We start from the raw sequence: 25130 nt of genomic DNA on the forward strand, positions 1-25130 counted from the left end.
TAAGATTTGGATCATAAAGAGCTTAGAAAGCAGATTTTAGAGTTAACTCGAAATTATTACGAGGCTAAATTCGCAAATATTCCTTTTATTGAAGGCGTTTCAAATGTAAATTATGCAGGGAGAGTCTTCGACGAAAAGGAATTAGTCAATTTAGTTGACTCATCGTTAGATTTTTGGTTAACGGAAGGTAGATATTCGGAAGAATTTGCAGAGAAGATATCAGACTTTCTCGGAGTAAGTAATGTGATCCTTGTTAACTCAGGCTCTTCTGCAAATTTGGTTGCTTTTTCAGCTTTAACATCTGATAAGCTTGGGGATAAAAAATTAAAACCCGGAGATGAAGTCATCTCTGTGTCTGCCGGATTTCCCGCAACAGTAACACCAATTATTCAAAATGGGATGGTTCCTGTATTTGTCGATGTTGATATTCCGACCTATAATATCGATGTTGAGATGATGAAAAAGGCAATCTCAAACAAAACTAAGTGTATTTTCATAGCGCATACACTTGGTAATCCTTTTGATCTTGAAGAAGTAATGAAATTGGTAAAAGAACACGATCTCTGGTTAATAGAGGACAATTGTGATTCTTTTGGTAGTACATACAACGGAAAGTTTACCGGGACTTTCGGTCATATCTCCACTATATCTTTTTATCCGGCTCATCATATTACCACAGGTGAAGGTGGGGCAGTTTGCACAAACGACGAACAACTTGCAAAAATAGTTAAATCCTTTAGAGATTGGGGTAGAGATTGCTATTGCGCCGGTGGAGAGAATAATACTTGTGGGAAAAGATTTTCCCAAAATTTTGGGACTCTTCCGTTCGGTTATGATCATAAATATGTATATTCAGAAGTTGGTTACAACCTTAAGATGACAGACATGCAGGCTGCAATAGGCGCAGCTCAAATGGACAAACTCCAGTCATTCTGTAACATACGCAGATCTAATTTTAAAAGATATATTAAAATGTTTGGTAAGTATCCTGAACATTTTATTCTCCCTGAAGCGACAAAAAATTCAGATCCGGCCTGGTTCAGTTTTATAGTTACCTTGAAACAATCATCACCTATTAGAAGGGATGATCTGGTAAAATACCTGAACCAAAACTTGATAGAAACAAGAAGCCTCTTTGCCGGCAATATGGTCAGGCAACCTGCATTTATTGGTAAAAATTTCCGTATCGCTGATCATCTGAAGAATTCTGATTTGATCATGAATAACACATTTTTTATTGGTACTTATCCGGGCAATACAGAGGAAAGATTGGATTATATCGAGACTATTTTGGACAGGTTCTTGGGAGCAATTTAATGCCCATAGTAAAAAAATATTTTTGCAGAGTAGAAGAGGTAAGCCATCCTCTACCTGATTTGTACACGGTTACTTTTTCCTCAGACAAGAAATTTAGTTATTTGCCTGGGCAATTTCTTCATCTGGCAATAGACGATTATGATGGTGTTGGACAATGGCCTGACTCCAGATGTTTCTCCATGCAATCGAATCCGTCAGAAGAGTATCTGAAGATTTCATACACAGTAAAAGGGAATTTCACCAGGAAGCTCGAAAAAGTACTTAAGGCAGGACAAGAGGTTTGGTTAAAACTGCCCTACGGAGATGTTTTCCAACGCGATCATTCAAAGACCGACTGTGTATTTATCGCCGGTGGGACGGGGATTACCCCATTTATCTCATTGTTTACAGATTGTTCGTTTGAACAATATATAAACCCTGTTTTATACTTTGGAATACGAAGTGAAAAATACAATATTTTTGAAAGCGAATTGAAAGCAGCCATTGAAGTCAACAAGAATTTTCAAGTGAAAATCGTTGATCAGTCATCTTGTGGTAATTTGTCAATCGATCAAATTTTTACTAAACATCCAAATTCTACATACTTTTTGTCCGGTCCTCCCACGATGATTAAAAACTTTAATAATTTCTTGTTGGATCGTGGGGTTCCAATTTCAAAAATAATTTCGGATGATTGGGAGTAGGATGGACTCGATTTTAATAACTGGCATAAATGGGTTTTTAGGTAGTGAGATCGCTAAAATGCTAAGTACTACCCACAAAATTGTCGGAGTTGAAAAACAGATCAATAATCTCTCCAGAATTAGTGGCGAAAATTTTAAAATATATTCATCATCATTGCAAGATATTAAGAAACTTTTTCTTGAGAATGACATAACCGCCATCGTCCACACTGCAACCATTTACGGTAGAAATAATGAAAATGAATTAGATTTATTTTACTCAAATATGGTTTTCCCGCTTCAACTTCTGTCGATAGCAATAGCACATGAAATCCCTTATTTTATAAATACTGATACTACATTAGACAGGTTTACTAGCGCCTATTCACTCACAAAAAAACAATTTCATGATTGGCTATATTTTTATAAAGAGAAAATTAAAATCATCAATTTGGAACTACAGCATTTTTATGGACCGGGTTGTCCTGATACTAATTTTGTGATCGCTCTGCTCAAAAGGTTGATGCGCAATGAGAAAGAAATTGCCTTAACTCCAGGAGATCAACTTAGGGATTTTATATATTCCGAGGATGTGATTCAAGTATATAAGAAAGTAATAGATTCACTAAATAACTTTAAGGTTAACTATACTCCTATTAGTGTAGGAACAGGTGTTCCGATTGAGTTAAAGAGTCTTGTTCAATTGGCGCACAAAATTTGCCAATCTGAATCAAAACTTCTTTTTGGTGCTTTGCCTTACCGAGAAAACGAAGTCATGTACGCTGTCGCTGATCTGACTTCCAATGGAGCCTTTAATTGGGATGCAAAAACTGGAATAGAAACAGGTTTGATAAAAACCGTTCGATATCTTCAAAAAGAGAATACTTAATATTTTGGACTCTTTTGATTCAGTAGCTCTATCTTTTGTTTGTATTACTCCAACGGATGTGAGTTGTGTTTATATATTCTTTTTAACTTTTGCACATACTACTACAGTTGGGTAATAGATGGGTGAAAATCGTAAAATAGCAAAAAACAGTCTAATACTCTATGGCAGATTGTTAGTTTCGACTCTTATTGGACTGTATACCTCCAGAATTGTTCTGCAAGAACTCGGAGTAGCGGATTTTGGGATATATGCTGTAGTTGGGAGTATCATAACTTTACTCAATTTTATTAGTACTTCAATGTTGGCGACGACCTTAAGATTTATCGCTCTTGAATTAGGTAAAGAAGATAAAGGCGATGCAAATAATGCATTTAACACATCTTTAATTATTCATATTTCACTTGCAGTAATCGCATTATTTATTGGTGAAATTGTAGGTTCATTTTATATAATTAACTATTTAAATATAGAAAACAGTAAAATTGATGATGCATTATATGTGTTGCATTTTTCCATAATTGCCGCTTGTTCCTCAATAGTAAGCATCCCGTTTCAAGGTTTAATAACGGCTAAAGAAGATTTCTTTGCCAGTGCATGGATAAATATTATTCAATCTGTTTTAAGATTCGTAGTGGCTATACTTTTGATTTATTTAACCGAGAATAAATTACGGGTATATGCAGTAGGAACTACGATAGCATTGGCCTTCAGTTCTTTTCAATTTTATTATTTTTGTAAAACTAAATACCCACAAGTTATTAAATGGAAGTTAAGTAAAAAATATTCTCATTATCGAAAGATATTAAACTATAATTTTTGGATATTATTAGGAACTCTTGCATTCGTTGGGCGAAGTCAGGGAACAGCTTTATTACTGAATTCTTTCTTTGGGACAGCATTAAATGCTTCATATGGAATAGCAAATCAGTTGAATGGGTTCATTATGAATTTTGCAAAAAATTTGAACGGCGCTGCAGTTCCTCAGATCACAAAAAGCTATAGTAAAGGAGATCATAGTAGGTCTATGGCAATAGTTTATAGTATTTCGAAGTATTCTTTCTTTTTAATGCTTATACCTACTATACCAATTATTATATCGATTGATGAAATACTGAACATCTGGCTTAATGAAGTACCTCCATTCACAAAAGAATTTGTTATAATAATGTTATTGAATGGACTACTGGGAAGTTTGTCCTCTGGTTTCGATGCGGCAATCCAAGCGACTGGGAGGATAAGAAACTATCAAGTTACTGTAAGTTTGTTGCTCTTACTTTCTTTATCAATTTCATATTTGTTGTTTTGGTTTGATTCGGAACCATACTCAATTAATATTGTGTTTCTGGCGGCAAGTTTTCTTGCAATTTTTGTGGGTATTAGGTTCATGTCCAATTTGACTGAATTTTCTGTGTCAGAATATTTAAAAAAAACGGTCTTAAAGGCATTTAGTGTGGTATTAACTATTACACCAATCTTCTTTCTGAGGAGTTTTTTCTCGAATTCTTTGCCTAGTGTAATTCTGTTTTCAATTTTAACTGTTTGCTCTATTTTATGCTCCATTTATTATATTGGATTGGAAAAAGATGAACGAAAAGTCGCTCTTAATTTTTTTCAAGCATTTCTTTCGAAATTGAATTTGGGGAACAGGTAAGAACTATGATAGACACTCCTGTGTTGTTTATTACTTTTGCAAGGCCAGAATATGCGCAAAGGTCGTTTAATGCGATAAAGGACGCTAAACCCAAAAAACTGTATTTTTATTCTAACAAAGCAAGAGGATTTAATGACAATGAAATTGAAAGAAACAATTCTGTTCGTAACTTAGTAAGCAAAATAGATTGGGAATGTGAGTTAAAAGTCTTTTTTAGGGAAGAGTATGTCGATGTGTACACCTCTCTTTGGAGTGCGATTGATTGGGTGTTTGATAATGAGGAACAAGCAATAATTCTTGAAGAAGATTGTGTCGCCTCTGTTGCTTTCTTTTATTACTGTAATCAACTATTGAATAAGTATAAAGACGATTTGAGAATTTGGGTTATTAGTGGGAATAATGTTATAGAAGGATTTAATCCAAATAGCTATGATTATTTCTTCAATTCCTTCCCGTATTTATATGGATGGGCCTCGTGGAGAAATCGATGGCAAAGAATCTGGCGAGATCGGATACCCATTGAGGCAATGATTGAATATAAAGTGTTTGATCAAGTCTATCTTAAACGAAAAGCAGCTCGTCAAGCTGAAAAATTTGTTTATAGTATAATTGAAACAAGGGCATGGGATCATAGATTTCTCTTAACAATGAAATGTAATGGTGGTGTGGGTGTGATTCCTAAAGTGAATCTTGTTGAGAATATAGGTATTATTGGTGAACACAATCAAGGGAAGAAAAACATTTTCCAGAGTATAGGTAACTCAGGCCAAGAAATATATAAAATCGATCATGAACCACCTTTCGTGATTTCTGATTATAGTTATACGCAAAAGTTTTATAGTTCTCTCTATCTGCGAAAACGTAACTTATTGCAGAAACTGTCGCTTTGGCTCAGCAGGTCAACTCAAAATTCTAAGAAATCTTAAATGACATGAGGCTATCTTTAATCAAAAATGAAAGAAAATGAATATGATATCACCAATTAAAAAGAAGATTAATTTAAAAATAAGTAATTTGTTAAGGAGTTTTGGATTCGAAATTAGAAGAGTATCCACTGAAAACCGAGTCCAAATTGAGAAACGCAAAACCGGTTCTGAACGAGATCAAAATGGGTACGATCAAGTGTGGTCCAATGGTAGATTCGTGGAACAATATGGTAATGATCACAAGTTGTACTACGAACAATTGTTAAAGTTCGTTTTGCAAAAGAATTTAATCGAAAACATGCACACTGTGGCCGATGTTGGTTGTGGTCCAGGATTTTGGATCAAAAGACTATCTGAAACTTATCCAAACTCAAAATTATTTGGATATGATTTTTCGGAAAGTGCACTTGAGGCGGCTAAAAGAATATGTAGCACGGTCGATTTCTTTCCTCACGACATATACGATAGTTTACCCCAGCGTTTTGATGTAATATTTTGCTGTGAAACACTTGAACATCTATTATATCCTGAAAAAGCCTTAAGCAATGTTTTAGATTCTGTAAAGGTGAACTGTATCTTGACAGTTCCTGACGGTAGGATTGATACGTATGCAGGTCATATTAATTTTTGGAGTGAGGAAAGTTGGAGATGCTTCACAATGCGATGGTCTGAGGATTGGGATATTGAAACACTAAAATTAGGAACTAAACTTGTTGCAATATTTAGGAGGAAGTAGGCAGGAGCAATCTAAATCCTGTTACTTTTCTCTTTTGAAGTTGCTTACTTTAATTCTTAATAGCCAATACGAAGGTCGGTATTTTAGAAAGAAAAATGAAGAAAACGAATGTAAAAGTTGTTGCCTATAATCTAATGCTTCAAATCTTGAGGAAGAACAGGAATATTGTTCGAATAATCGCATTATACGCCAATTTTATCGAAAATTATTTTCGTGATATGCGAAGATACTTGAAGTATTCAAGAACACTACATAAAAGAAGTTTGGCGAGGCATCTGAGTGTGATTATTCAACAGTATCATGTACTAGAGAAAGGTCTTACTATGCCGGAACCTAGGTTAGGATTTGGGAAGGCTAATTTTCTTGCTCTTAAGGAAAATTGTGTTGGGTTTTTACAAAATTATGGGGGACACCATGCTCAGCTTATTCATGCTATCCGCGTACTTCGGGAATATATTGAGTTTCATGAATCGAGTAATTATAAATTAGACGCTGAAATCTACATGGGAATGGAGGCATTAAGTGGTCTAACGGGTGATTCAATACATAATGAGCAACTTACTGTAAGTATTGATGAATATTTTAGGTTCTCAAAATCTAGCTTTTCGGAATTTGCCTTATCCAGGCACAGTGTGAGAAACTTTTCGGACTGCCAAGTTTCAATGGAAGTTTTGTTTGATGCGATCAATTTAGCAAATCATGCGCCTTCCGCTTGTAATCGGCAACCATGGAAGACCTATATATTTGCCGAAAGAGCAAAGATAGATGAGATTCTCTTACTGCAAGGTGGGAATCGAGGATTTGGCCACCTAACTAACAAGTTAATGATTGTTTCCTGCGATCTTAGCGTATATAGCAGTACAAACGAAAGAAATCAGGGATATATAGATGGAGGAATATTTTCAATGAATTTATTATACTCGCTACACTACTATAAAATTGGTGCGTGCATATTAAATTGCAGTTTTGATTTCAATTTGGAAACACGAATTAAACAATTAAGTAATATTGGTGAAAACGAAATTCTAATCGCTATGATAGCAGTCGGATATCCTCCTGAAGAATTCAAAATTGCAAGTTCACCAAAAAACGATTGTAGTCTGAATTCGTTCACCTCTTAATGGACTTTTAAAATGAACATAGGAATTTTAACATACCACTCAGCTTATAATTTTGGCGCTAATTTACAAACCCTTTCAACTGTGAGTTATCTAAGAAATTGCGGTTATGATCCAATAATTGTTGATTTTCAATCATCCGAATTGGAGAGAAAATACGATATTGTTACACCATCGCCCCAAGCTCAGGTATTCAAGCAATTTCTACACTTGAATTTCAATCTTACTTCGAGATGTGAGAATTCAACAGAAATTGCAGCTGAAATAGAAAAAGCTAATATAGAATCGGTGATAATTGGTAGTGATGCTGTGGTACAACATCATTCATTCTTATCAAGATTAAGAGTTAGCTTTTCGCGAAAAAAAATCTTTAGAGTTCGGGTTATCCCCCCGAACTATGAGACCACATTCCCGAATCCCTTTTGGGGAGAGTTCTTAGATTTTCTTGAGAAAGATAATGTCACTATTATGATGTCAGTTTCTTGTCAGAATACAGACTATCAATTGTTCCCGAGAAGGATTAGAAGGGACATTTATAAGTATCTTTTAATGATGAACTACATATCGGTGAGAGACCTGAGAACTCGAGATATGATGACTTTTGTTTCGGGTGGTAATTTAAAACCACCGATCACACCTGATCCAGTTTTTGCATTCAATCAGAATGTGTCACAAATTCCATCACGAGAAGAGATCATTAAGAGGTATAATCTGCCAGAGAAATATGTACTTCTAAGTTTCCATTCGAGTAAAACAGTTAGTGTAAGGTGGATTAATGGTTTAATGGAACTCTTCTCTTTACATGGGATTGAGTGTGTCGCTTTTCCTATGCCAACAGGTATCATGTTTCAAAATGATCTTAGGTATAAAATAAAATTACCACTTGATCCAATAGATTGGTATTGTTTAATAAAGTATTCATGTGGGTATATTGGTGAAAAGATGCATCCTATCGTTGTGGCTCTACATAATATTGTCCCTTTTTTTAGCTTCGACCATTATGGGATAAACCGTTTCAATTTATTCTCATCAAAGTACGGCAGTAAAATTTACCATATATTAAATAAAGCGGAATTTCTTGATAACAGGGCCTCCAGCGTAAATTCACACTATAATCCACCACCATCACCAGCTGTTGTATTTGATAAAATATGTAATTTTGATACCAATAAATGCCAAAAGTTTTCTTCCCAAATGCTTGCTGAATATAATCAAATGATGCTCGATATTTGTAAAGTCTTGGATTTCCCTAGACTTAAACAGTAGTGTTCAAGTAATTAATATTTTACAATTATGATTTTATATATTCCCAAAAATGTTGATGTTTACAACACTCATTTAATCAATTTAATAAAAGCATATTCCAAAAGAAATATTAGGGTTATAGTCGGGTATGATACTTTTGGATACGGCACTATTATTCCTGACTATATCCATTTTCACATGGTCGAAGGTTTACTTAGGACACTGAATTATGATCTTGGTTTATTTTTCGAAAGAATGGAATACTTCAAACAGAATGGATCTCGATTTTTGTATACAGCCCATGATCTATATCCACATAATAAAATTGAAAATATTGACTATAAAAGCTTTTTCATAAGGTTTCTTGACTTCATCCCCCTTATGATACATCATGGGGACAAATCTATTCAATTACATCAACAATTGTATCCTAATGTTAACGGGAAAAATCATCTTGTTTGCCATCACGGAGACTACTCAGCCGATTTTACCAATTTTTGCGAAGGGAAGGACGATGCGAGAAAAATCTTGGAGATCCCTAAAAATAAGAAGGTGATTCTCGTTTTTGGGCAGTTACAATTTAAAAATGTTTCATTTGCAAAAGGAGTCATGAAAAAGCTTCAAAAATATTCAAAAGATTATTTTTTCATCTTTGCAGGTGTCAATCCGGTGACAAAATATCATGGGATTAATGAATTATATTATCATTTAAATAATGACTATTTGAATCGAATTAGAATCAACAGCATGAGTATTCATAAAAGGTTCTCGAATTATGAAATGTTTTTATTATTCAAAGCCGCTGATGCAATATTTTTAACACATAATAATGGATTAACATCAGGAATTATTCCGCTTTCTGCTTCATTACAAAAACCATTTATTTATCCAAACATAGGGGTATTCGAAGAACAGGCGTTAGATACAAAGTCTATTAGTTATAAATGCGAAGATATTCAATCTGCGGTGGATGCGATCGAAGATTTACTGAGAGAGGATTGCTCTGAATTTGATAACGCAAAATGGCTTAGGCAAAATTCGTGGGATGTTCATGTGGGAAGAATTCTTGAAAGTCCTTTGTTCAAAACAAATGAAAAACTTATTTAGTGGGACCAAGTATGAAAAGGGATACTAAAATACTCTTCATTCATCATGCAAGTGGTTGGGGGGGGGCACCAATTAATATGATCAACATCATTATTGCATTGCGATTTCGCGGGTACGTAATCGAAGTTTTACTTTTAAGGAACTCAGATTTAGTGACATATTTAAAGTCCCAAGATATTTCTTATAAAATTGTAGATCATTGGTTTTACAAAAAATTTTATAGGTACTTCAGCCATACCGTACCTGGTTATACAAGATGGTTCAATCTACCTACCTTAGTGCATCTATCAATTAGTTGGTTACTTTCCAGATATATATTTGCACCTCAGATACTGAGGCAGGTTGATCATGATATAATTCACTTAAATTCGTCTGTGTTGACCGATTGGTTATCACCATCCGCCAAAAAGGCTAAAGTTGTGATGCATGTTCAAGAGCCTTTTTCGTCAGGGCTCTTCGGCTTGCGTTCCAGATTCTTTCGGAATCAGATGGTAAAATATTGTAACCATATAATAGTTATCAGTGAAGATAATAAAACTAGGCTCGGCATAAGTCACAACATATCCATAGTTTATAATTTCGCTGAATTTGCCACTCAAATTCCTAATAAAGAATCCTACGAAAGTAGACGAGCTTTGTATCTGGGTGGTGCATCAAATATTAAAGGATTTCATTTATTAATAGACTCTGCTCCACTCTTAGACAAGGAAATCGAGATATTATTTTTAGGTTATTATCCTCAAGTTAGAGAGTCAGCTAGACACTTCCTTAAATATTTATTATCTTTCACTTACAGGCGGATGGTTCGATCATTAAGATTAATGAGGTCTAATCCTAATTTTTTGGAAATTGGGGTAGTTGAAAATCCCATCCCATACATCAACAATGTTGCATGTGTAATCTGTCCTTTTGTCATTCCCCATTTTGCACGACCAATAGTTGAAGCATTTGTTAATTATAAAGGAGTAATTGCTACAAAAGTGGAAGGGATGGATGAGATTGTTACTGACAATGAGGATGGTCTTCTCATTAATCTTGACTCGGAGAGTTTGGCTATTGCTTTGAACTCATTATTAAATGACAAACGAAAATTAAAGCAATTCGGTCTATCTGGCTATATCAAATCACAGAAACTATTCTCCAGTTTGAATATCGATAAAATAGAATTGATATACCAGAATATCATCAAACCAATTTAGGATTTTATTGATGAACGAGAGTTTAAACAGAAATAACCTATTGTCTTTAGTCTCAATGATGTTGATTATTTCTGGTTTTTTATTTATTATAGTGAATAATCTGCCTTATGGACTAGGGAGCAATCGTTTCCTTTGGTCACCTTTGTGGCTATTGGGAATTCTTTTAATGAAGCCCAAGGTTTACACTTATAAACTTGTGCTATTTGTACTGTTTTATGGGGTTGTTTTTGTTTTTTTATTGCCAAATACACTATGGCGGTACACTAATGATTTTTATATTGCCTCTATCTTGAATGAATTTTATTCCATAATAGTCGCAATTACCGTCGTGGCTTATTTCCTTTTAACCAAGGATTATAAGACATGGGGACTAATTGGAGTTGTTGGTTTCATTTCTGTTATTATTACCGCATCGATGACGCTCATAGCAACACAATTTTTCCCTTCAATCGTCAGAGCATCAGTTTCTGAGAATTTCACATATACCTCAGATTATTCCTTTTTCTCACAAATCGGTGCTGGAGGGTATGGATTTGCACAGTCCTTAGTGGTACTTGTACCAATTATTGTTTTTTTTATTAAAAATGAAACTAAAAGTAAAACTAAGAAGGTAGTGTTTTTTATTATTCTAAGTTTGGTATTTATCACAATAGTCAGAATGCAGTTATTTGCTAATATTCTTGTGTCTCTGATAATTTTAACTGTAGCATTTCTTGGAAATCATAAGCAAAAGTCTAGCTTAGTTTTGATTATCGGTTCCTTGCTTTTTCTCACCATGGTATCAACGACCTATATCTCAGCAGTAGTAAAAGAAGTTAGTTTGAATTTTGAACCAGAATCTGAGATGTATTTGAAACTCAATGACTTATCAATATTAATCGAGTCATCTTCTTTGGATGATGAAGGTTCGATTACGAGCAGGGCGGAGAGGTACCCACAACTTTGGGAGACATTTATTGATAACCCTTTGGATGGAAGTGCTAGTAATCCAAACCATAATTCACGATCGATGCATTCAGGGGGACATCTTTATTGGATGAGCAGGTTAACATTGTGGGGATTACCCATGTTTTTGGTGTTCTTATTTATTTTGTATAAATTATTTTATCATGTTGGGAGTGTTCTCACAAGCGATTATCGATTCTATTTCCATTTATCGGTTCTATCAATAATCTTACTAGGCTTTATGAAGAATATTGGGGGTAGAGAAGTGGTTTATACGCTTTTTTTAATAATTCCAGGTTTATATTTTTACATTAAAAATGTCTATTCTATTAAAAATAAACTAAAATGAAACTCGTATTTCAAGTTATTTTTACATGACCCGAACAATTATCCTAGTAACAACACAACCATTTCCTTTTGGTATGGCCTCAACTAATAGATTAAGAAGTCTTGCGGTAGGGCTAAATAAGAACGGTTTAAAAGTTAGAGTGCTCTGTCTTAAGCCGACTTCAATTGAGGAGAACTTAATTTTCCTAGGTGATAAAAATTGTGGAAGGTATGAAGGTGTTGATTTTGAATACACTTCCATCACGATTCGCGATAGTAAAAGCAAACCTTTAAAAGCCATATATATAATCTCTGGAGTGTTGTGCTCGATTATTCGAATCCTAAGGTTAGGGCGAGTTGAAAAAATTAACCAAATATGGGTGAGTTTTTCTACTGTTGCGTATATTCTCACTTACTTTGTGGTTGCGAAATTAGTTAAAAGTCAATTTACTCTTTTCAGAAGTGAATATCCGAAATTGGAAAGGAATAAATTGACAATGTTTTTATTCGACAAATTGTATTCTCAACTTTTATTTAAGTGTTTTGACAATTTTGTGATTATGACGACAAAACTCAAAGAATATTTCGATGATAAAAAAAAATCCGACGCCAAAAGTATCTTAGCACCCATGACTCTCGACTTTTCAAAATATGAATTCCAGAGAAGGGAAATTCGCTCCAATCGGGAATATATAGCTTATTGCGGGACAATGAATTTTAATAAAGACGGTGTGGATAATCTCTTAAGGGCATTTAAATTGATTTCTGTCCAATATCCTAATTTGTTCCTCTATTTGATAGGAGACTTGGAGGGAAGCAGGGAAACTTTGGACTTAATTGATGAACTTGAAATCAGCGATAAAGTAATCGGAACTGGCTATGTAACAGGAGACACTTATCTGAATTATCTCAGCGAGGCCAGGGTGTTATGTTTGGCACGACCAAAGACACCACAAAATGAAAATGGGTTTCCCTCGAAATTGATAGATTACCTTGCAACCGGCAAACCCGTAGTAACAACTGATACAGGTGAGGTTTCAAAATATTTTAAAGATGATGAATCTATATTTTTTGCAACCGCTGGGGATTATATGGATTTTGCTAAAAAACTCCTATCTGTTTTAGAAAATTATGACCATAGTCTTAGTGTGGGAGTTAAAGGAAGGCAAGTAGCTATGAAGAATTTTGACTATATCTCTGTGACAAAGCGAATAATCAGTAACTTGTTTTAATGAACAGTATTTTTTAAAAGAGGAATTCTCTTTTTTAATTAAATGTTTCTAATATAGTACCGAGAGTTATGCTATATTTACTGATTGTTGAAGGGTTTTATTAGTTCTTTAAGAATATCAGATTCTGAAAGATTTATGTATCTGAATGAATGTAATTTTTCATTTATTTTATCTTACTTTGTTAGCCTTAAATCCAGAGTGTCCTTTAAGGCTGCGAAATAAATGGTTCATATTTTTTTATCACTTTAAGAATCATATGAAGATTTTCTACTAATCATTTCTCAATTCAGGTAAAATTATGTGGCTGATTACAAATAAAAAAATTGATTCGAAGAATATTAATTGTGACATGATTAGTGAAGGACAATTTACATTTTTATATTCTGGTTCAGAAGTTAAGGTTTTTGTTGATGAAAAATCGAACAAAACTGCTTTTGTATTCGGCAGGCCTCTTTTTCGTACATCCGGTTCCTCGACTGAACATAGTCTCCAGGGGATGCTTAATTATTTTGACAAAGCCGGAATTACTTCACTTGCAAGATCGTTGAAGGGGAATTTTGTTTTAGGGATTATCAGTAAAAAATATGTTTACATTGTCTCTGATAGATTTGGTATATACAAATTCTTTTATTTTCACAAGGAAGGAGAATTCTTCGCCTCAGATTCACTCAGATCGTTAACGCAGTTATTAACTCCGACAATCTCAAAACAGGGCATTATTAAATATGTTTTGGGATATCACTTCATCTCTGGTTCAACAGTATTTAATAATATTCTGCACAATGCACCGGCAGAAATCATCACTGTTGAGGGCGATATCATGAGGAAATCGAAATATTGGGATGCAAGAGAATTATTAGTTCAGGAGAAGAGGGGTACAGGTATTACTGAGGTAGTTAGTGTCCTTGAGAAATCGCTTATCAGTGAGTTAGATGAAAATAATGTTGCAAACATATCACTGTCCTTGACTGGTGGTGGTGACACACGCAATTTATTAGCTTTAATGCTTAAGAATAAGTTTAAATTAAGTTTATTTACTTACGGTAATCCGAATTCAGTTGATTGTTTGAGGGCATCAGAGATTTCTGATGGTTTGAAACTTGACCATGAAATTCTTGACATTCAAATGACAAAAGGATTATTTGAAGAAACAGCACGAAAGATAGTGAGAGAAGGTAATAGCCTTTCATCTATACACAGGGCACATCGACTTCTCTCAATTATAAAACAATCTGCAAAATCTGATACCCTTTTGTTAGGTACACTCGGAGGAGAGTTTGTAAAAGGAGTAGATGAGGACGATTATATTACTCCAAAATTTATTTATAAACATTACGGATGTGAGCTGAACGAAGAAATAGTTGCTTCTTCGCTCAGTGAGAAGGGTATTCTAACTAATAGGGTTGATATCGAGAAGTTGACTGAATTCTTCAAAGGCACTAATTATTTTTCAGGCAGTGCAATTGAGAGGAAAATTTCAGTTTTATCTGAAATAACTGCTCATCTACACGATGCACAAGATATTACTCTTTTTAAGAGGTATATTAAAAATGTCGTCACACCATTTCTCGATATAGATTATTTAGAGGCATTATTCTCATCGAAATTTTCCTTTGATATTAAAGAAAGGATTACGCCAAATTGGAAAAGAAAAATTCAATTTCCGGAATTTTCTGTGAAATTAATTAATGAGGTTTACCCTGAATTACTTCGCTTCCATTACTCTGGTGGACATAAACCCAGCGAAATTTTGTATAATAAATACTACGGTGCTGTTAGACGATTGATACGCCAAGTCAGACGTCCTAGTTATCCTCAGAATTTTCCTTTGTCTTATTGGATGAAAGCATTCGTTCTTGAAGAATTGCCAAAGTGCAATGACCACCAAATATTACGGGAGGTATTTGATCTTGATGAGTTGCAAAAATTACTACATAATCCAAATCAACTCGGGACAACTGAGAGATTTTGGCTCAAATACACTAATCCAATTATGATGCGTTATATTATTGAAGAATTCGGGGTGTAATATGTTAGTTGGAATTATTGTGAATGAGGATCATATTTCCGGTGACAAATGGATTGTAAGTTGCAAGAAAAAAAATGTTGATTTCAGAGTATTAGAGATAACCGATCCTCATTTTTTTGAAAAAGTGATCGAATATAAATGTGATTTTTATCTCCTTAAGCCCCCCGGAGCGATTTCATATTACAAAACATTATTCGATGAAAAAATTATGACAATTGTCAATTATTTGAATTGTAAAGTTTTTCCATCTTTAAGTGAAGTTTTGGTTTACGAAAATAAACGATTTTTAGCTTATTTTTTAGAAAGCAATAACCTGCCTCATCCGACGACTTATGTTGCCTATTCAGTTGAAGCGGCAAGAAAAGTATCAGAATCATTAGGCTTTCCATGTGTTGCAAAGACGGCAATTGGTGCGTCAGGCAGTGGTGTGGAAATACTCAGAACTTCTATGGAGTTTGAAAAATATGTCAATCGTGGGTTCTCCTCGACTGGGATTAAGAGGAGATTTGGTCCTAACAGAGTAACCGGGACATCGAAAAAATGGATTAGTAAAGCAATAAATGATCCGGTTTACTTTATTACAAAAATAAAGGAGTACAGACACAGGTCAGCAGATGCACAAAAAGGTTTTGTAATACTTCAGAAATTTGTACCTCATGATTTTGAGTGGAGAGTCGTTCGAATTGGAGATAGCTATTTTGCCCATAAGAAAATTAAACATGGTGAAATGGCTAGTGGTAGCAAAGGAATAGATTATGTCAATCCTCCTAAAAATTTATTAGATTTTGTACGGAGCATTTGCGAGAAATTCGAATTTCGATCAATGGCAGTTGATCTCTTCGAAGATGGGAACGGAGGATATCTGATTAATGAACTGCAAACGATTTTTGGGCATGTTCAAAGTCATATAATGGAGGTAAATGGATTACCCGGGCGATATTTGTTCATAAATAATGAATGGTGTTTTGAGGCTGGAGATTTTAACACTAATGAATCCTATGATCTTAGACTTCAAAGTGCTATAGAACTTTATGCAAAAAATCGGTAAAATAGTCCTTTTGGTGCCTGCTCCAACTGCAAAAGGAGGGATTTCATATTATTATGAATCCTTGCGAAATGAACTCCCTCAAGATGTAATATTTTTTGAGAGGGGAGCCAGAAACTGGCCGCAAAGAACCGGGTTCTTCGGGGAATTAAAGAGAATATTCTCCGACTTCAGGTTATTCAGGTCTCTTGTTAGAAAAGAAAAAATCAGTCTTGTGCAATCGTCAACATCCTTGGGGGTACTCACAACATTGCGAGACGGGATTTTTTTGAAGTATTCCCAAAGTAAAGGCATAAAGACAATCGCTTTTTTTAGAGGATGGGATGCAGATGTCGAGAAGGAAATCGAAGAAAAATACCTGAAAATGTTTAAGTTTTTCTTTTTTAGTTGTGATGTCTTGATGTCATTGTCACAACATGTGAAGGGAAAGCTGCAGTCCTGGGGCTTTGAAAAGGAGATATTTGTGGAAACTACTCTCGTAGATAAAACTCTTTTATCTGCAATCGGCCAACAGCAAATTGTTGAAAGACATAATAATGCATTTGCAACAAGCAATTTTGAAATACTCTTTATGTCAAGGATCGAACAGCGAAAAGGGATCTATGAATGTCTGAGTGCTTTTTCTCAGCTCCAGGAAAAATATAGAGGGAAGATTAACTTTAAGTTTAACATACTTGGAGATGGATTTGAGAGAGATTCAGTTGAAAAATTTATCGAAATTCAGAAAATAGAAAATGTGTTTTTACCGGGGTTTATAAAAGGTGATCAAAAAGGTCAATATTTAAAAACCGCCAATATATTCCTTTTTCCCTCATACGGTGAAGGGATGCCGAACGCGGTTCTCGAGGCCATGGCAGCCGGAGTCGTTACAATAACCACCCCTGTAGGTGGGCTGGTAGATTTCTTCATGCATCGTGAACATGGTTTGATAGTAGCAAAACCCGATGCCGGTCTTTTGGTTGACGCTGTAGAAAAGGTACTCTTTGAAAAGGAATTATCAATAAGAATGGCAATTAAAGCTCATAATTATGCAAAAGCAAATTTCTTTTCCGATGCAGTAGCAGGCAGGTTAATGAAAATTTTTAATTTTACAATCAGGAAATAAATTGGAACAACTCACTCAACAATTAAAATCAGGTGTGATGGAAATTCTGGATGTTCCATTCCCCGGAATGAATGAAAATCAGATTCTTGTGCGGAATTATTATTCTGTAATTAGTGCCGGCACGGAAGGCAAAACAGTTTCAGATGCAAGAAAAGGCTACCTTGCTAAAGCAAAAAGTCGCCAAAAGGAAGTAAAACAAGTTTTAGAGATGGTTAAAAGTGAAGGTCTTGTAAAGACTTACGATCTCGTGATGAACAAACTTGAGACTCCCGCTCCATTGGGATACAGTTGTTCGGGAGAGGTAATTGCTGTCGGCAAAAATATTAATGACATAAGAGTTGGGGACAGAGTAGCGTGCGGTGGTTCGGGTGCATACCATTCAGAGATTGTTTCTGTATATCGGAATCTTTGTGTGAAAGTGCCAGAGTCGGTCCAAATGGATGAAGCTGCCTTCGCTACTATCGGGTCGATAGCAATACAGGGTATTCGCCAGGCGGACATGAGATTCGGAGAAAATTGCGTTGTTATTGGACTTGGCCTGATTGGTCTTCTAACAATCAAATTACTTAATGCGGCTGGTATAAAAGCAATTGGAGTTGATATCTCTCCAAGTGCAGTTGTTAAAGCGAAAAAAGAAGGTGCATTTGAAGCATTCGAAAGGTCCTTCCCGGGATTGGAAAATGCTGTCATAGATTTAACCGATGGAGTCGGGACTGATGCAGTCATTATCACTGCCGGATCAAGTTCACTCGATCCGGTAGAATTTGCAGGGTCAATTGCCAGACACAAAGGAAAAGTTGTAATTGTAGGAGCAGTTCCTACCGGTTTTTCCAGATCAAATTATTATAAAAAAGAATTGGACTTAAGAATGTCCAGTTCTTACGGACCTGGCCGGTACGACCCTCTATACGAAGAAAAAGGTTTTGACTATCCGATTGGTTATGTCAGGTTTACAGAGAACAGAAATATGAAGACTTTTATCGATTTTCTGAACTCCGGAAAAATTTCAATTCAATCACTAATATCCCACAAATTTTCTCTTGAGAATTCTCCTGAAGCTTATGATCTTGTAGTTTCTCGAAAAGAACCCGTCACAGGTATCTTGATTGAGTATGATATTGAGAGGACTATTCTTAAAGAAGATAAATTCGTAGATAAGATTATTCGAAAATTAGGAAAAGTAAATGCAAGTTTTATTGGTGCTGGAAACTTTGCACAGAATGAGATACTGCCGCGGATTAAAGATGATTGCAATTTTATCGGTATTGTTACAGGTGAAGGGAATAGCTCATCATATGTTGCCAATAAATATGGATTTAAATATGCCACAGACGAATACAACAGAATCTTGACAGATCCGGATACTAACCTCGTTTTTGTTGTAACAAGACATGATTCTCATGCAAAATATGTTGCGGAAGCTTTAAAACATGACAAAAATGTTTTTGTCGAGAAACCACTCGCACTAAATTTTCGAGAACTTGAAATGGTGAAACAGGCCCACGCTTCAAGTAAAGGTTCGGTATTGCTCGGATTCAACAGAAGATTCTCACCGTTGACTGAATATATATCTAATAATACAACTCCCTCTCAGCTAAAGTCTATCAATATTAGAGTGAATGCTGGCATTGTACCCCCTGATCATTGGGTACATGATCCAGCGGTTGGAGGTGGGAGAATTCTTGGAGAAGTATGTCACTTTGTCGATCTAGCTTGTTTTTTATCGGGTTCCACCGTAAAGTTTGTTTCAGCGAGTATTATGGATGATAAAAATGCAAATAATGATACAGTTGTTGTAAATTTAAAGTTTAGTAATGGTTCCATTGCTTCCGTCACCTATTTTTCGAATGGAAATAAAAATGTTCCAAAGGAAAGAATTGAGGTATTTACGAATGGTGCCGTATTCATAATAAACGACTTTAAAGAACTTGAATTGTTTGGAGACACTTCACGGACCATTAAATTAAAGAGTCAAGACAAAGGCCATACCAATCAGTTCAAAAAGTTCATTAAATCCCTGAAAGAAGGCACTAATCCGTTGATATCATTTGATGAGATATATCATTCAACAGCAGTAACTCTTTCAGTTCTGGATTCAATTAGAGAGAATAGAACAATAGAATTATGATAACTTCGATCCAGGATGTTTTCTTTCGATTGGATCAGTATATAACCGGGCGCGAGTATAAAGGTTATGATCCTTATGATACTCTAAACGGTTTTATTCCTTTTGAGAAACTTGGGAGATTGCCTGCGGCTATCGCCATTCAAATACAGAAGAAAAATCCCCTCAATATCAGACCCCTGATAGGAGTAAAACCGGGTATTAATCCGAAAGGCATGGGATTAATATTAAAAGCTTACGCTATGCAAGCGAGAAACGACAGTGCATACTTAGGAAAAGCAACAAAAATATTCGAATGGTTGACCCGGAATGGAAGCAAGGGATACAAGGGCGCTTGCTGGGGATATAATTTTAACTGGGTCAATCCCGAAGAAACAATACCTGCTTTCACCCCCTCTGTTGTTGTAACATCTTTTGTTATTGATGGGATATTTGAATACTACAAACTCACGAAGGATAAACTTGCAGCAGAAATTATAATGTCTGCCGCAGTATTTGTACTTGAAGATATACCGGTTACAAATTTTGGAAATGAGGCACTTTCTTTCGCTTACACAAAAAAAACAAAAGGAAGCTGTTATAATGCAAGTCTTCTCGCTGCTGAAGTTTTGGCAAAAGCTGATAATGTATCAAAGGATTTAAAGAACTTTGACCTCGTAAGAAAGGCCGTCAATTTTGTCTTGGACAAACAAAGACCTGATGGTTGCTGGTACTACAGCTACGATAATGAATCCGGACTTGAGAGAAAACAAATAGATTTTCATCAGGGATTTGTACTGGTATCATTATATAATATTATGAACTTATATCCGGGGAAATTCGATTTGCTGGAAAAACCAATTACCAAGGGGTTGGATTTTTATTCAAAATCCCAGTTTGATTCGGATGGGCGGGCAAAATGGCGTTTGCCTAAAGAATTTCCCACGGACATTCATAATCAGAGTCAGGGCATTATCACTTTTGCAAAATTGAGAAAATTCGATCTTACATACCGGGCGTTAGCTGTTAAAATTGCAGACTATACAGTTAACAATTTTTTTGATTCTGATGGTTATTTCTATTTCCGAAAGAACAGATTTATGGTAAATAAAATACCCTACATCCGTTGGGCCCAAGCATGGATGCTTTTGGCGTTAGCCGAGATATTGAGGGCGGAAAATGAATAATAAAGGTGTAGTAATCGTTGATGGTCATATTCAAGGTTTAAGTCTTACCCGAGCATTGGGAATGGCGGGAATACCGGTAGTGATTATTGATAAGAATATATCTATCGCTTCCTTTTCCCGGTATTGTAGCAAATCTTTCCGTGTTAACGATTATACCGGTTCAAAATTCATCGATTTTCTGATTAACCTGGCAATAAAAGAAAATTTAACTGGGTGGTCCTTAATCACGACCGACGACTCTATAACAGAAAACATTTCACAAAATAAGTCAGAGTTGGGTGTATATTATAAAATAATCGCACCAGATATCGATATTCTTGATAATATTATCAACAAGCGGAAGTTTCTTGAAATTGGTCAAAGTTTAGGGTTATCGGTTCCCAAAATTTATTCAGGAGACCACAAGAAGCTGTTAAATTTCGATCTAAAGTTTCCGGTAATTATTAAGGGTAGTTATGGCAGGAAATTTTATCTTAAATACAATACAAAAGCCATAGTATGCTCTAATTATGAATCTTTAAAGCAGAAAATAAGAACATTATCCCCGGATACACTCGGTGAAGATTATTTTATTCAGGAATTGTTACCTTTGAAAAAAACCACCCGCATAATTTCTTTTACTGCTTTTTCAATTCAGGGAGAAATCAAATCACATTGGATTGGTGAGAAGGTTAGGGAACATCCTATTATCCTTGGCACTGCCACTATGAGTAAAAGCTCAATAGTTCCCGAATTGTATGAAAAATGCGTTGCTCTATTAAAAGAATTGGATTATACCGGCGTTTCTGAAATAGAGTTTCTAAAGTTGGAAGGCGACGAGAACTTTTATCTCATCGAGATGAACCCGCGAACATGGTTATGGGTCGGGTTAGCAAAAACCTGCGGGATTGATTATGCTATTATGATATATAATTATCTTAACGGGAAGGATTTCGAGTATCCAAAAAAGTTTGATCCTGACTATTACTGGGTTAACCCACTTACAGATATTCCCTATTCGTTAAAGGGTATTATTCGGGGGAATTATAAATTCAGTGAAATTATTAATTCTTATTATAATGTTAAAGATTTCTCTGTCTTTAAATCGAACGATCTGATGCCTGCTATCATGATGATGATTTTATTACCTTACATAGCATTAAAAAGATGAGGCCGAAATTCAGTATAAGTATATTCCTAAGTATTTTCAATTAAATAAGGTTAATTCATGGAACAAATAATCATTATCTTATCCACTATCTTGCTGTCAACAGCAAATTTTATCTTCTGGGTAGCGAAGGGCGGATTTAATAAAAGATATTTATATACCGACAACATAGCGCTTTCTGTAATCGCAAGTGTTCTTGCACTATTCGTCTTTTACTATGTAAATATTCCTTTTTGGATTCAGGTTCCTTTTATTAATGGAACAATAGTACTTTTGTTGTTTATCGGCCTGTATTTTTGGAGATTCTACAGAAATCCGCATCGTGAAATACCCGGGGGGAAAAATGATATTGTCTCCGGTGCCGATGGACGGGTAATATATATAAAGGAACTGGAAGCCAACCAAATGCCGGTTTCTGTAAAGAAAATGAGAATCGCAAATATTTCCGAAATTACCAAGACAGATATTTTGCAGCAACCTTGTTACTTAATCGGAATAGCTATGACACTATTCGATGTCCATATGAATAGAGCTCCAATCGATGGAGAAATAACATTTGTAAAACACACCGAAGGTACTGCAATCGGGCTTAACACTCCATCTTCGACTCTTACAAATGAGCGAAATACTGTCGTAATTACAAGAGAAGATGGCGTGATGGCAGGAATAGTCCAGATTGCTGCAAGGGGTGTAAGCAGGTGCATTGTTTCATCACAAGTTGGTGAAAAAGTAAGCAGAGGACAAATTATTGGGAAAATTAGATGGGGGTCACAGTTGGATATGATCATTCCCAGAAATTGTGAAATTCTCATTCGTGAAGGTGAACAAGTATTCGCGGGCAGTACCATTATAGCCAAATTACTTCAAGATGAAGGATAGACTTTTGATTTCCACCTCATCCCGGACAGTTCTATGAAACAACTTTGGTTTGATTTTACCAATCCACCACATGTGAATCAATTCTTACCTTTAATTAAAGATTTATCAAAAGATAATTCAATTTTTTGTTCTGCAAGACATTTTGTTGAAACAACTGAGCTGTTGACTAAGTACGGAATTGATTATCAGACATTCGGAAACCATGGTGGTAAAAATAAATTCAAAAAAGTTTACCAGATGTTGATGAGGAATATCAAGTTAGGGTTCTCCATCCCAAAGTTTGATCTGAGTATCTCTTCCAATTACGAAGCACCTTTCATAAGCTGGATTTCGGGAAAAAAATCAATAGTTTTTGATGATAATGATATATCGCCAAATTGGCTTTATGCACCTTTCGCTACGAAAGTATTCTCACCAAGGTTCATAAATGTTGAGAAAATGAAGAAGTATGGTATCAGCAACAAGAAATTGTTTTTATATGACGGCTTTAAAGAAAATATTTACTTGGCTGATTTCTCACCTGATCCTGATTTTCTTGATGGCATCCCTTTCAAAGAATTCGTGACTGTACGCCCTGAGAATATATTCGCTTCTTATGTCAAGGGTAAAGAAACAATTGTCCCTGGACTGGTAAATAGATTAATCGATTCAGGCTACAATATCCTTTATCTGCCGCGATACGATCTCGATAAAAGTTATGTCCCCGATTCTGATAAAGTGTTCATTCCTCCAAAACCATTGTCGGGTTTGGATGTATGCTATTATTCAACAGCTGTTCTTACAGGGGCTGGTACCTTCTCTAGGGAAGCGGCCCTATTGGGAACCCCTGCGGTATCATTTTTTGCGGGTGACGAGTTTTTAAATGTAGATAAAGTAATGTTTGAAGAGGGAAAAGTATTCTTCTCCCGAAGTGTAGATGAAATAATGAGATATCTGAATACCAGTAGGAAAAAAGACTTTAATAATGCTGCAAGTCTACAGGTTAAGGAAACTGTATTAAATGAAATTCGGAGTCTGATTTAGTATGGATTTTACCTTGACAAGTTTGGAAAAGTTGCTAAATGCATTAAAGTTTAGGGATTATCATTTCCTCACATTTAATTCTCAACGAATTCATTCTCGGATATTTGAAAAGGTTGTAACTAGAATAGTCCTTCTTCGCCATGATGTTGATCTAAGACCTGAAAATTCTCTCGCAACAGCAAAACTTGAATATTCTCTGGGAATTAAAGGGACTTACTATTTTAGGATTATTCCTCAGACTCTAAATGCTGATATTATTAAAGAGATTGCTGGCCTCGGACATGAAATCGGCTACCATTACGAAGATATGGATCTTGTTCATTCTGACAATCTCGATAAGCACATCGATCTCGCGTTTGAAAGTTTCGAAAAAAATCTTGATATTCTTAGGAAGATTGTCCCAATCGATACGATTTGTATGCACGGCAGTCCCCGTGCTAAATACGACAACAAAATCATTTGGACAAAATATAACTATCGCGACCTCGGTATTATCGGCGAGCCCTACTTCGACCTCGATTTCAACGAGTTCCTCTACCTTACCGACACCGGAAGAAGATGGAACGGCGATAAAGTCAGTGTTCGCGACAAAGTTAACTCAAAATACAAATTTGATCTAAAAACCACACATGATGTAATTAATGCCATCCCACAATTCCCCGACAAAATCATGATTACCATTCATCCCCAAAGATGGGATGGCAGGTTTGTTCCTTGGTTGCAGGAGTTGGTTTTGCAGAATGTAAAGAATGTTGTTAAGTGGGGGTTGGTGAAGGTTAAAAAATAATTTTGTTGTTTGCATAAAAAACATATTTTTGAATCGTTGTTAGTGGTAAGGTTTCGGTTTAAATATCTTATCCATGACAGCGACCCACACAGCTATATGAGTGTTGGTAATTCAATTTTTGATTTATTAAAAGTTATATATTTAATGAGCAGAAATGTTTATCCAACATCAACTTTATTAAATACCAAATAGAAAGTTCAATATGGAAGAGTTAAAACTTGGTGATGTAGTTTATCTAAAAAGTGGTAGTCCTGGAATGACGATAACATGGGTTGAAAATGACAGTTGTGAGGTAAGCTGGATTGATAAATCGGGAAAAAAGCATGTTTCTCAATTTCCAAAGGAAGCACTCACTCATACCGACCCTAATGCAATTCCGCCGGGGCAAATATATCTACACTAGTAGTGATTAGATTTTAAATTATCAGCCACTTGGTCAGTAATTGTCCAAGTGGTTGACTTATTATGAT

The 25130-nt window shown here is 35.4% G+C and carries 22 protein-coding genes; all 22 read left to right on the plus strand.

The features are described from left to right. The first annotated feature begins 6 nt into the window (after positions 1-6). Entirely contained in the window at positions 7-1317 is a 1311-nt protein-coding gene (rfbH, locus tag J0L60_13505; GenBank protein MBN8547142.1) for a lipopolysaccharide biosynthesis protein RfbH, read from the plus strand. Next, the gene (locus J0L60_13510; GenBank protein MBN8547143.1) at positions 1317-2000 is read left to right on the plus strand and encodes an FAD-dependent oxidoreductase; all 684 of its coding nucleotides are present in this window, start codon (positions 1317-1319) and stop codon (positions 1998-2000) included. The genes rfbH and J0L60_13510 overlap by 1 nt, the downstream gene beginning before the upstream one ends. Before the next feature lies 1 nt (position 2001). After that, entirely contained in the window at positions 2002-2868 is an 867-nt protein-coding gene (locus tag J0L60_13515; GenBank protein MBN8547144.1) for an NAD-dependent epimerase/dehydratase family protein, read from the plus strand. Positions 2869-2986: 118 nt separating this feature from the next. Beyond that, positions 2987-4519: an oligosaccharide flippase family protein gene (locus tag J0L60_13520; GenBank protein MBN8547145.1), complete on the plus strand. Its 1533-nt coding sequence runs from the start codon at positions 2987-2989 to the stop codon at positions 4517-4519. 5 nt (positions 4520-4524) lie between these two features. After that, a complete protein-coding gene (locus J0L60_13525; GenBank protein ID MBN8547146.1) occupies positions 4525-5445 on the plus strand; it encodes a hypothetical protein in 921 nt (306 codons plus the stop codon). A 37-nt stretch (positions 5446-5482) separates the two neighbouring features. Continuing rightward, entirely contained in the window at positions 5483-6181 is a 699-nt protein-coding gene (locus J0L60_13530) for a class I SAM-dependent methyltransferase (GenBank protein ID MBN8547147.1), read from the plus strand. Positions 6182-6276: 95 nt separating this feature from the next. Continuing rightward, entirely contained in the window at positions 6277-7302 is a 1026-nt protein-coding gene (locus J0L60_13535) for a nitroreductase family protein (protein MBN8547148.1), read from the plus strand. A gap of 12 nt (positions 7303-7314) precedes the next feature. Continuing rightward, positions 7315-8565 carry a polysaccharide pyruvyl transferase family protein gene (locus J0L60_13540; protein ID MBN8547149.1) on the plus strand — a complete coding sequence of 417 codons (1251 nt, stop codon included), beginning with the start codon at positions 7315-7317 and terminating at the stop codon, positions 8563-8565. Between the two features lie 27 nt (positions 8566-8592). Further along, the gene (locus J0L60_13545; GenBank protein MBN8547150.1) at positions 8593-9651 is read left to right on the plus strand and encodes a hypothetical protein; all 1059 of its coding nucleotides are present in this window, start codon (positions 8593-8595) and stop codon (positions 9649-9651) included. An 11-nt stretch (positions 9652-9662) separates the two neighbouring features. Continuing rightward, positions 9663-10850 (plus strand): glycosyltransferase family 4 protein, encoded by a 1188-nt coding sequence (locus J0L60_13550; protein ID MBN8547151.1) that lies wholly within the window; start codon positions 9663-9665, stop codon positions 10848-10850. Positions 10851-10860: 10 nt separating this feature from the next. Further along, the gene (locus J0L60_13555) at positions 10861-12144 is read left to right on the plus strand and encodes a hypothetical protein (protein MBN8547152.1); all 1284 of its coding nucleotides are present in this window, start codon (positions 10861-10863) and stop codon (positions 12142-12144) included. Between the two features lie 25 nt (positions 12145-12169). Beyond that, entirely contained in the window at positions 12170-13354 is a 1185-nt protein-coding gene (locus J0L60_13560) for a glycosyltransferase (protein MBN8547153.1), read from the plus strand. 298 nt (positions 13355-13652) lie between these two features. Beyond that, the gene (locus J0L60_13565; GenBank protein ID MBN8547154.1) at positions 13653-15383 is read left to right on the plus strand and encodes a hypothetical protein; all 1731 of its coding nucleotides are present in this window, start codon (positions 13653-13655) and stop codon (positions 15381-15383) included. Between the two features lies 1 nt (position 15384). Continuing rightward, complete coding sequence (locus J0L60_13570) at positions 15385-16431, plus strand: hypothetical protein (GenBank protein MBN8547155.1); 1047 nt, start codon at positions 15385-15387, stop codon at positions 16429-16431. Then, on the plus strand, positions 16415-17533 hold the full coding sequence (locus J0L60_13575) for a glycosyltransferase family 4 protein (protein MBN8547156.1): 1119 nt from the start codon (positions 16415-16417) through the stop codon (positions 17531-17533). The genes J0L60_13570 and J0L60_13575 overlap by 17 nt, the downstream gene beginning before the upstream one ends. 1 nt (position 17534) lies before the next feature. After that, positions 17535-19661, plus strand: coding sequence for a bi-domain-containing oxidoreductase (locus J0L60_13580; GenBank protein ID MBN8547157.1), 2127 nt, complete (start codon positions 17535-17537; stop codon positions 19659-19661). Further along, positions 19658-20824, plus strand: coding sequence for a hypothetical protein (locus J0L60_13585; GenBank protein ID MBN8547158.1), 1167 nt, complete (start codon positions 19658-19660; stop codon positions 20822-20824). The genes J0L60_13580 and J0L60_13585 overlap by 4 nt, the downstream gene beginning before the upstream one ends. After that, entirely contained in the window at positions 20817-21974 is a 1158-nt protein-coding gene (locus J0L60_13590) for a hypothetical protein (protein ID MBN8547159.1), read from the plus strand. The genes J0L60_13585 and J0L60_13590 overlap by 8 nt, the downstream gene beginning before the upstream one ends. Before the next feature lie 57 nt (positions 21975-22031). Next, a complete protein-coding gene (locus J0L60_13595) occupies positions 22032-22850 on the plus strand; it encodes a phosphatidylserine decarboxylase family protein (GenBank protein ID MBN8547160.1) in 819 nt (272 codons plus the stop codon). A 33-nt stretch (positions 22851-22883) separates the two neighbouring features. Beyond that, positions 22884-23873: a DUF354 domain-containing protein gene (locus J0L60_13600; protein ID MBN8547161.1), complete on the plus strand. Its 990-nt coding sequence runs from the start codon at positions 22884-22886 to the stop codon at positions 23871-23873. A 1-nt stretch (position 23874) separates the two neighbouring features. After that, complete coding sequence (locus J0L60_13605) at positions 23875-24660, plus strand: hypothetical protein (GenBank protein MBN8547162.1); 786 nt, start codon at positions 23875-23877, stop codon at positions 24658-24660. Between the two features lie 202 nt (positions 24661-24862). After that, the gene (locus J0L60_13610; GenBank protein ID MBN8547163.1) at positions 24863-25063 is read left to right on the plus strand and encodes a DUF2158 domain-containing protein; all 201 of its coding nucleotides are present in this window, start codon (positions 24863-24865) and stop codon (positions 25061-25063) included. The last annotated feature ends 67 nt before the right edge of the window (positions 25064-25130 follow it).

The sequence above is a fragment of the Ignavibacteria bacterium genome, assembly GCA_017302895.1.
Taxonomy (GTDB): domain Bacteria; phylum Bacteroidota; class Ignavibacteria; order Ignavibacteriales; family Ignavibacteriaceae; genus UTCHB3.

What these genes read in the sequence shown, in the direction of transcription:
- J0L60_13510 (MBN8547143.1), top strand. Translation starts at nt 1,317, where the DNA reads ATGCCCATAGTAAAAAAATATTTTTGCAGAGTAGAAGAGGTAAGCCAT.
- J0L60_13515 (MBN8547144.1), top strand. Translation starts at nt 2,002, where the DNA reads ATGGACTCGATTTTAATAACTGGCATAAATGGGTTTTTAGGTAGTGAG.
- J0L60_13520 (MBN8547145.1), top strand. Translation starts at nt 2,987, where the DNA reads ATGGGTGAAAATCGTAAAATAGCAAAAAACAGTCTAATACTCTATGGC.
- J0L60_13525 (MBN8547146.1), top strand. Translation starts at nt 4,525, where the DNA reads ATGATAGACACTCCTGTGTTGTTTATTACTTTTGCAAGGCCAGAATAT.
- J0L60_13530 (MBN8547147.1), top strand. Translation starts at nt 5,483, where the DNA reads ATGAATATGATATCACCAATTAAAAAGAAGATTAATTTAAAAATAAGT.
- J0L60_13535 (MBN8547148.1), top strand. Translation starts at nt 6,277, where the DNA reads ATGAAGAAAACGAATGTAAAAGTTGTTGCCTATAATCTAATGCTTCAA.
- J0L60_13540 (MBN8547149.1), top strand. Translation starts at nt 7,315, where the DNA reads ATGAACATAGGAATTTTAACATACCACTCAGCTTATAATTTTGGCGCT.
- J0L60_13545 (MBN8547150.1), top strand. Translation starts at nt 8,593, where the DNA reads ATGATTTTATATATTCCCAAAAATGTTGATGTTTACAACACTCATTTA.
- J0L60_13550 (MBN8547151.1), top strand. Translation starts at nt 9,663, where the DNA reads ATGAAAAGGGATACTAAAATACTCTTCATTCATCATGCAAGTGGTTGG.
- J0L60_13555 (MBN8547152.1), top strand. Translation starts at nt 10,861, where the DNA reads ATGAACGAGAGTTTAAACAGAAATAACCTATTGTCTTTAGTCTCAATG.
- J0L60_13560 (MBN8547153.1), top strand. Translation starts at nt 12,170, where the DNA reads ATGACCCGAACAATTATCCTAGTAACAACACAACCATTTCCTTTTGGT.
- J0L60_13565 (MBN8547154.1), top strand. Translation starts at nt 13,653, where the DNA reads ATGTGGCTGATTACAAATAAAAAAATTGATTCGAAGAATATTAATTGT.
- J0L60_13570 (MBN8547155.1), top strand. Translation starts at nt 15,385, where the DNA reads ATGTTAGTTGGAATTATTGTGAATGAGGATCATATTTCCGGTGACAAA.
- J0L60_13575 (MBN8547156.1), top strand. Translation starts at nt 16,415, where the DNA reads ATGCAAAAAATCGGTAAAATAGTCCTTTTGGTGCCTGCTCCAACTGCA.
- J0L60_13585 (MBN8547158.1), top strand. Translation starts at nt 19,658, where the DNA reads ATGATAACTTCGATCCAGGATGTTTTCTTTCGATTGGATCAGTATATA.
- J0L60_13590 (MBN8547159.1), top strand. Translation starts at nt 20,817, where the DNA reads ATGAATAATAAAGGTGTAGTAATCGTTGATGGTCATATTCAAGGTTTA.
- J0L60_13595 (MBN8547160.1), top strand. Translation starts at nt 22,032, where the DNA reads ATGGAACAAATAATCATTATCTTATCCACTATCTTGCTGTCAACAGCA.
- J0L60_13600 (MBN8547161.1), top strand. Translation starts at nt 22,884, where the DNA reads ATGAAACAACTTTGGTTTGATTTTACCAATCCACCACATGTGAATCAA.
- J0L60_13605 (MBN8547162.1), top strand. Translation starts at nt 23,875, where the DNA reads ATGGATTTTACCTTGACAAGTTTGGAAAAGTTGCTAAATGCATTAAAG.
- J0L60_13610 (MBN8547163.1), top strand. Translation starts at nt 24,863, where the DNA reads ATGGAAGAGTTAAAACTTGGTGATGTAGTTTATCTAAAAAGTGGTAGT.